General features: G+C 33.2%; 5 protein-coding genes and 1 pseudogene. 1 reads left to right on the forward strand and 5 read right to left on the reverse strand.

The genetic code is table 11. From position 1 onward, the window contains the following. Positions 1–247 precede the first annotated feature (247 nt). Complete coding sequence (locus AFK68_RS19490) at positions 248–697, forward strand: universal stress protein (RefSeq protein ID WP_094674313.1); 450 nt, start codon at positions 248–250, stop codon at positions 695–697. A gap of 830 nt (positions 698–1,527) precedes the next feature. Here the strand turns inward: AFK68_RS19490 and AFK68_RS45735 are convergent. The 5 genes and pseudogenes from AFK68_RS45735 to AFK68_RS19515 form a co-directional block, all read right to left on the reverse strand. Then, entirely contained in the window at positions 1,528–2,019 is a 492-nt protein-coding gene (locus tag AFK68_RS45735; protein WP_371357457.1) for an endonuclease/exonuclease/phosphatase family protein, read from the reverse strand. Positions 2,020–2,025: 6 nt separating this feature from the next. Continuing rightward, positions 2,026–2,977: pseudogene (locus AFK68_RS45740) on the reverse strand (endonuclease/exonuclease/phosphatase family protein); the annotation flags it as partial. Between the two features lie 938 nt (positions 2,978–3,915). Next, positions 3,916–4,653, reverse strand: coding sequence for an endonuclease/exonuclease/phosphatase family protein (locus AFK68_RS19505; protein WP_371357458.1), 738 nt, complete (start codon positions 4,651–4,653; stop codon positions 3,916–3,918). Positions 4,654–5,136: 483 nt separating this feature from the next. Beyond that, the gene (locus AFK68_RS19510; protein WP_143438055.1) at positions 5,137–5,349 is read right to left on the reverse strand and encodes a hypothetical protein; all 213 of its coding nucleotides are present in this window, start codon (positions 5,347–5,349) and stop codon (positions 5,137–5,139) included. 773 nt (positions 5,350–6,122) lie between these two features. Continuing rightward, positions 6,123–7,085, reverse strand: a complete 963-nt coding sequence (locus AFK68_RS19515) for an endonuclease/exonuclease/phosphatase family protein (RefSeq protein WP_094674323.1) — start codon at positions 7,083–7,085, stop codon at positions 6,123–6,125. Between the last annotated feature and the right edge of the window lie 659 nt (positions 7,086–7,744).

The following is a 7,744-nucleotide window of genomic DNA, read 5'->3' on the forward strand; positions in this document are numbered from 1 at the left end:
ACCTCCTGCTTCTGTCGTTGCCTGAATTGTAATTTGACTTTCCCCTGTTTTCGGCAGTGCTTCTATAGATAGTTGGTTATTTTCTAAGTAAAAATTATCCGAAAAATTAATTATTCAGGTTAAAAGCTTTCTTTTTTAAGGAAAAAAAATAATATTTCCTTATATCTAATTAAGAACGGTTTTAACCACAGGTAATTATCAATTATCCATTATCCATTATCAATTATCAATTATCCATTAATTACTAATGAAAAATATAGTTGTTGCGATTGACTTTTCTCAAATAACTCCCACCATTATTTCTCAAGCTGAAACCCTAGCTCAAGCTTTTAAAAGCAAACTATGGTTAATTCATATTACCGAACCCGAACCTGATTTTGTTGGTTTTAAAACTGGACCACAGCCTAAGCGAGATCATTGGGCAGAACAGTTTCGTAAAGAACATAAGCAAATTCAAGATTTAGCAGAGGAATTACGGCAAAAAGGTCTTGATACAGTTGCTCTATTAACTCAAGGTTCAACAGTAGAGACTATATTAGCAGAAGCAAAAAAATTAACTGCTGATTTAATAATAGTTGGGTCTCATGGACGCAGTGGTATTGATAAGTTGTTTATGGGTAGTGTTAGTGAGGGTATTTTAAAATATTCTCCTTACCCAGTTTTAGTGATTCCTGCTGTAGCTGAAGTCAGAAGTTAGAAGTCATAATTCAGAAGTTAAATTACTGCTGTGAGTAAATTTTTTGCTTCTTAATTCAGTAGAAGATATTGATAACTGAAATGACTGTTTAATATATTGCAAAAATTAGCAGTTATACCATGTCCGGATGATTAGGTATAATAAAATTATATCTTCCTTAATACCTTATTTTTCTCTCTTCTTCTGTTCAGAATTATGACTCCTGCCTTTTTATTTATAACTATTTAACCGGACATGGTATTATCTATTAGCCTTTCTATTTTTTTATTACTGAAAATAATATCAAGTGAAATTAGTAATTTATCATTATAAATTTACCTATACGATAAATCATTCTTTTTAACACATAAACATCTACGCTCGTAAAGGGTTTCTAGGTTTGCCTGCTTCAATAATGGATAATGGATAATGGATAATTGATAATTGATAATTGATAATTACCTCTCCCTAAAAGGAAGAGGATTGAATAAAAGGAAAATTTTTTCTCTCTTGGTCGATTGGATATGGCGAGGAGACCTCGCCATCCCNTACCTCTCCCTAAAAGGAAGAGGATTGAATAAAAGGAAAATTTTTTCTCTCTTGGTCGATTGGATATGGCGAGGAGACCTCGCCATCCCTCGACCGCTTGTTTCTCAACGGCGAGTGAGAGGCTTTATACATTTATTTTTCGGTAAGTCCTAAAAGTATAGAAACCGGGTTTATAGTAGATGCCCTACTATACTAACATTTGTGCCGCATAAACCCGGTTTCTTATAACACTTCCATTGCCAACGAATTTAATATTAAATTGTGATTTAACCTAATCATACTGAGTATTTAATTTCACAAATTTAACTAGATTCAGCTTTTTGATAAATAGCCACATCTGTAATTAATGGTAGATGATCCGAACCTACATTTTCACCTATATGACTATTCAAAACTTGAATTTCTGGACTTACTAAACAATGGTCAATAGGAATATAAAATAGTGGAAAATCCGTCGGCCAAGATGGTTGAATACCAAACCCGCGTCGCCCATTTATTAATCCTGTTTTATGAACAAATTGGTGATAATAAGGTGACCATATACTGGTATTAAAATCTCCAACTACTATGATTGGAGATTCCAGTTTTGATACATAATCTGCTAATAATTCTAATTCTTGATTTCGCAGTTTAAAATTAGCTCTTTTAGTAGGAATTGCCGGATGAGTTACGACTAACGAAATAGGTTTTCCAGGAACTTTTAATTGGGTAACTAGAGATTTTCTCGTCTTAGACTTCTGATACCTAGCTGTAATTATTTTATTTGAGTTCTTTAGGGGAATTTTACTGTAAATTGATTNCTGCTAATAATTCTAATTCTTGATTTCGCAGTTTAAAATTAGCTCTTTTAGTAGGAATTGCCGGATGAGTTACGACTAACGAAATAGGTTTTCCAGGAACTTTTAATTGGGTAACTAGAGATTTTCTCGTCTTAGACTTCTGATACCTAGCTGTAATTATTTTATTTGAGTTCTTTAGGGGAATTTTACTGTAAATTGATTTGCCAAATCTGCGGTGCTTATCTTGAGATTGAAAAACATACGGATAACTCTGGCGTAAAACCTTTAATTTTTCATCCCATTTTTTACTAACTTCTAAAAAAACTGCCACATCAGGATTTTCTTTGTTAACTAAAGCGATCGCTCGATTATATTGCTGATTATTGGTAAACAAATTTAACTGTAAAATTCTAATTTTATTTACCTCGTCTCCAGCCATTATTTGTGATGATGGTAAATACCAAGGAACGATCGCCAATAAGTTCAGTAAAATGCAGCATAAACTCATCAAAGCCAAGAGTTTGTTGCGAGTTATTATCCAGAAAAATAAGATGCAGCAACCAATTATCAAATATTGCAATTTGAAATGAGAAGTTATTTCAAATACTTGGTTAAATTTTCCTAGATAACCTGTGAGAGAAAATAGAGCAGTGAAAATTGTGATGAGGAGAAAACCACGGCGCGGGATTTTTCTCAAATTAATTCCCTTGTGAATAGGATGATGGAGGATTGACCATTTTAGTTGTATTTTCAAAGGCAGAGAAATTGGCAATTTGTCAATTTCATCTATTAACTTTTCTGCTGACTCTGACTGGAGTCGTTTTTGATAATATTGTAGGAGTAAACTATCAATAAATACTTCACTTAAATAGTAAGCAGCTAATCCCAAAAATATTACTATTAAGCCAGTTACATAAGCGCCAAAAAATACATTTAGCTTGATAAAAGCTGTCCCAATACCACTTTTCATCATCCAGAGATATAACCCNTCTATTAACTTTTCTGCTGACTCTGACTGGAGTCGTTTTTGATAATATTGTAGGAGTAAACTATCAATAAATACTTCACTTAAATAGTAAGCAGCTAATCCCAAAAATATTACTATTAAGCCAGTTACATAAGCGCCAAAAAATACATTTAGCTTGATAAAAGCTGTCCCAATACCACTTTTCATCATCCAGAGATATAACCCTGGTATTGCTAAAGTAATAATTTTCTTGATTACTTCATCCATGATTTTTCTATCTTGTTTTGTAAGCATTCAGCCATTAGTTTTCAGGTTTCAACAAACTGATTTTTCCTTTCCTACAGAATACTTTGCAAAAAAGCGATTTTTATTCCTGAAAATGTCTAAGTACCATTAATAAAACTTTGTATAGCATATTATCAATAATAGCTGTTTAGCTAGCGCACAACTTTCCGTNCAATACCACTTTTCATCATCCAGATATAACCCTGGTATTGCTAAAGTAATAATTTTCTTGATTACTTCATCCATGATTTTTCTATCTTGTTTTGTAAGCATTCAGCCATTAGTTTTCAGGTTTCAACAAACTGATTTTTCCTTTCCTACAGAATACTTTGCAAAAAAGCGATTTTTATTCCTGAAAATGTCTAAGTACCATTAATAAAACTTTGTATAGCATATTATCAATAATAGCTGTTTAGCTAGCGCACAACTTTCCGTTCCGGAATGCTCCGCAAACGTTAACGCTGCGCGACATGGAAAGCGGAGCATTCCCTATACGAACAAGCGCAGCTCCTCCGCAGGAGGCAAGAGGCTAGCTGACGGCTGTTTGCGCAGCATTCCGTCAGGAAATGCTTACCTTGTTTTTAATTTTGACTGCCGTTAACTGATAACATAAATGACATTTTTCAGTAATTTATGAGCATAAATTTACCTATAAATATTTAACTAGATTCAGATTTTTGAGGAATAGCCACATCTGTAATTAACGGTAGATGATCCGAACCTAAGTTTTTACCAATCTGACTATTTAAAACTTGAATTTCAGGACTTACTAAACAATGGTCAATAGGAATATAAAGTAGTGGCAAATTCGTAGGCCAAGATGGTTGAATACCAAACCCGTTTCGCCCATTTCTTAATCCTGTTTTCTGCACAAATTTCTGATAATAAGGCGACCATATACTGGTATTAAAATCTCCAACTACTATTACTGGAGATTCAAGTTTTGATACATAATTTCCTAATACTTTTAATTCTTGGTTTCTTACTTGAAAACTGATTCTTGTAATAGGAACTGCTAGATGAGTTACGATTAAGGAAATAGGTTTTTCAGCAACTTTTAATTCGGTAACTAAAGATGTTCTTTTATAACGCTTGGATATAATTTTTATATCTTGGTTTTCTAGGGGAATTTTACTGTAAATTGATTTACCAAATATGCGGTTATCTTGAAAGTGGAAAACATAGGGATAATTCTGACGTAAAACCTTTAATTCTTCTGCCCATTTTTCACTAACTTCTTGGAAAACTGCAATATCAGGATTTTCTTTTTTAATCAAAGCGATCGCTTGATTATATTGCTGATTATTGGTAAACACATTTAACTGTAAAATTCTAATTTTATTTACCTCGTCTCCAGCAATTATTTGTGATGATGGTAAATACCAAGGAACTATCACCAATAAATTCAGCAAAATGCAGCCTAAACTCAGCAAAGTCCAGAGTTTTTGGCGAGTTATTATCCAGAAAAATAAGGTGCAGCAAGCAATTATCAAATATTGCAATTTGAAATGAGAAGTTAGTTCAAATATTTGGTGAAATTGTCCTAGATAACTTACTAGGGAAAATAGAGCAGTGAAANTGGTAAATACCAAGGAACTATCACCAATAAATTCAGCAAAATGCAGCCTAAACTCAGCAAAGTCCAGAGTTTTTGGCGAGTTATTATCCAGAAAAATAAGGTGCAGCAAGCAATTATCAAATATTGCAATTTGAAATGAGAAGTTAGTTCAAATATTTGGTGAAATTGTCCTAGATAACTTACTAGGGAAAATAGAGCAGTGAAAATTGTGATTAGGATAAAAACAGGGCGCATGATTTTTCTCAAATTAATTCGCTTTAATTCCCTTGTGAATAGGATGATGGAGAATTGACCATTTTAGCTATATTTTTAAAGGTAGAGAAATTGGCAATTTATCAATTTCATCTATTAACTTTTCTGCTGAGTATAACTGGAGTAATTTTTGATAATATTGTAGAAGTAAACCATCAATAAATACTTCACTCAGATAATAGCAGCTAATCCCAAAAATATTACTATTAAGACAGTTACATAGTTGCCAAAAAATAAATTCAGCTTGATAAAAGCCGTCCAAATACAACTTTCTCCAGCTTTACCGGGTAATTAATAATTATTAATTAAATAATTGAGGTTAAAAGCCTCTCCTTTCAAGGGGAAAAAGCGGTTGTTAACGTTTGCGTAGCATTCCGTAAGGAAAGTTTCCCGTAGGNCCCAAAAATATTACTATTAAGACAGTTACATAGTTGCCAAAAAATAAATTCAGCTTGATAAAAGCCGTCCAAATACAACTTTCTCCAGCTTTACCGGGTAATTAATAATTATTAATTAAATAATTGAGGTTAAAAGCCTCTCCTTTCAAGGGGAAAAAGCGGTTGTTAACGTTTGCGTAGCATTCCGTAAGGAAAGTTTCCCGTAGGGTGGGATGGCGTTTAGCTGGCGCACAACTTCGTTAACGCTGCGCGACATGTTTGCGGAGCATTCCGTCAGGAAAAAGCGTTTCGCTACGCGACATGAAACGCGGCTCTGCAAGAGCGGGTCTCCTTTCCCTCCGGGACGCTACGCTAACGCCATATCCAATCAACCAAGAGAAATAAATTTTTTCCTTATTAGTCAATCCTCTCCCTTTTAGGGATGAGGTAATTATCAATTATAAATTATCAATTATCAATTAATGAACTGTAGCATTTTTAATCATCCAGAGATATGACCCTGGTATTGCTAAAGTAATAATTTTCTTGATTACTTCATCCATGAATTTTAATCTTGTTTCAAATTTTAACTGCTGTTAACTGATAACAGGAATGACATTTTTCGGTAATTTATGAGCATAAATTTACCTATAAATATTTAACTAGATTCAGCTTTTTGAGAAATAGCCATATCTGTAATTATTGGTAAATGATCGGAACCTACATTTTCACCAATACGACTATTTAAAACTTGAAATTCAGAACTTAGTAAACAATGGTCAATAGGCATATAAAATAGTGGTAAAAATGTTGGCCAAGATGCTTGAATACCAAACCCGCGTCGCCCATTTCTTAATCCTGTTTTCTGCACAAACTGTTGATAATAAGGCGACCATAAACTGGTATTAAAATCTCCAACTACTATTACCGGAGATTGAAGTTTTGAGACATAATCTGCTAAGACTGCAAATTCTTGATTTCGCTCCTGAAAACTAACTTTTGTAATAGGAATTGCCAGATGAGTTACGATTAAGAAAATAGCTTTTCCAGGAACTTTTAACTGAGTAACTAGAGCTGTTCTTTTATAAGACTTAGATATAATTTTTATATTTTGGTTTTCTAGGGGAATTTTACTGTAAATTGATTTGCCAAATATGCCTTTGCCAAATATGCGGTTATCTTGGTTATAAAAAACATAAGGATAACTCTGGCGTAAAACCTTTAATTCTTCCGCCCATTTTTCACTAACTTCTTGGAAAATTGCTATATCAGGATTTTCTTTTTTAACTAAAGCGATCGCTCTATCATATTGCTTATTTCTGTTAAACAAATTTAACTGTAAAATTCTAATTTTATTTACCTCGTCTCCAGCCATTATTTGTGATGATGGTAAATACCAAGGAACTATCACCAATAAATTCAGCAAAATGCAGCCTAAACTCACAAAAGTCCATAATTTTTTGCGAGTTATTATCCAGAAAAATAGGGTGCAGCAAGCAATTATTAAATATTGCAATTTGAAATGAGAAGTTAGTTCAAATATTTGGTGAAATTGTCCTAGATAACTTACTAGGGAAAATATAGCAGTGAAAATTGTGATGACGATAAAAACAGGGCGCATGATTTTTAAATTCAAAATTCAAAATTCAAAGTTCAAAATTGTTGGCTCTAATCTATTAATAATTAAATAATTAATGTATTATCAATTATTGAACGAATAATTAAGGTTTAAAGTCTCTCCTTTAAAGGAGAAACAATGAACTTATTTTCCTTTTATTCAATCCAATCCGTTTTAGGGAGAGGTAATTATCAATTATCCATTATCCATTATCCATTATTAATTACTGAATCCAAACCTCAGCGTAAAGTCTGAGGTGATTTTGAATTGTTTTTACCAGATTTAGTTGTATCTTTAAAGGCAGATAAATTAACAAACTGTTAATTTCATCTATAGCCATAAGAAATGATTTGTGAGAAAAAACTTTAGGGTTTTGGTCTCCAAATATCTTTGCACTTGAGTTTGCAGAACAAACCCCTATGATAAAATTTTACCGAAATAATTAATAATTAAACAATTAAATAATTAGATTATTCACGCCTTGAAGCCTCCCCTTTCAAGGGGAAAAAAGCGATCGTTTGCGGAGCATTCCGTCAGGATGGGATGCCGTTAGCGTTAGCGAAGCTCCTCTGCAAGAGGCAGCGGGTCCGTAGGAGCGGGTCTCCCGCTCTTAACAGAGCCGCGTTTCATGTCGCGTTTGCGTTAGCATTCCGTAGGAAAGC

Source organism: Hydrocoleum sp. CS-953 (assembly GCF_002260545.1).
Taxonomy (GTDB): Bacteria; Cyanobacteriota; Cyanobacteriia; order Cyanobacteriales; family Microcoleaceae; genus Trichodesmium.

What these genes read in the sequence shown, in the direction of transcription:
- AFK68_RS19490 (WP_094674313.1), top strand. Translation starts at nt 248, where the DNA reads ATGAAAAATATAGTTGTTGCGATTGACTTTTCTCAAATAACTCCCACC.
- AFK68_RS19515 (WP_094674323.1), bottom strand. Translation starts at nt 7,085, where the DNA reads ATGCGCCCTGTTTTTATCGTCATCACAATTTTCACTGCTATATTTTCC.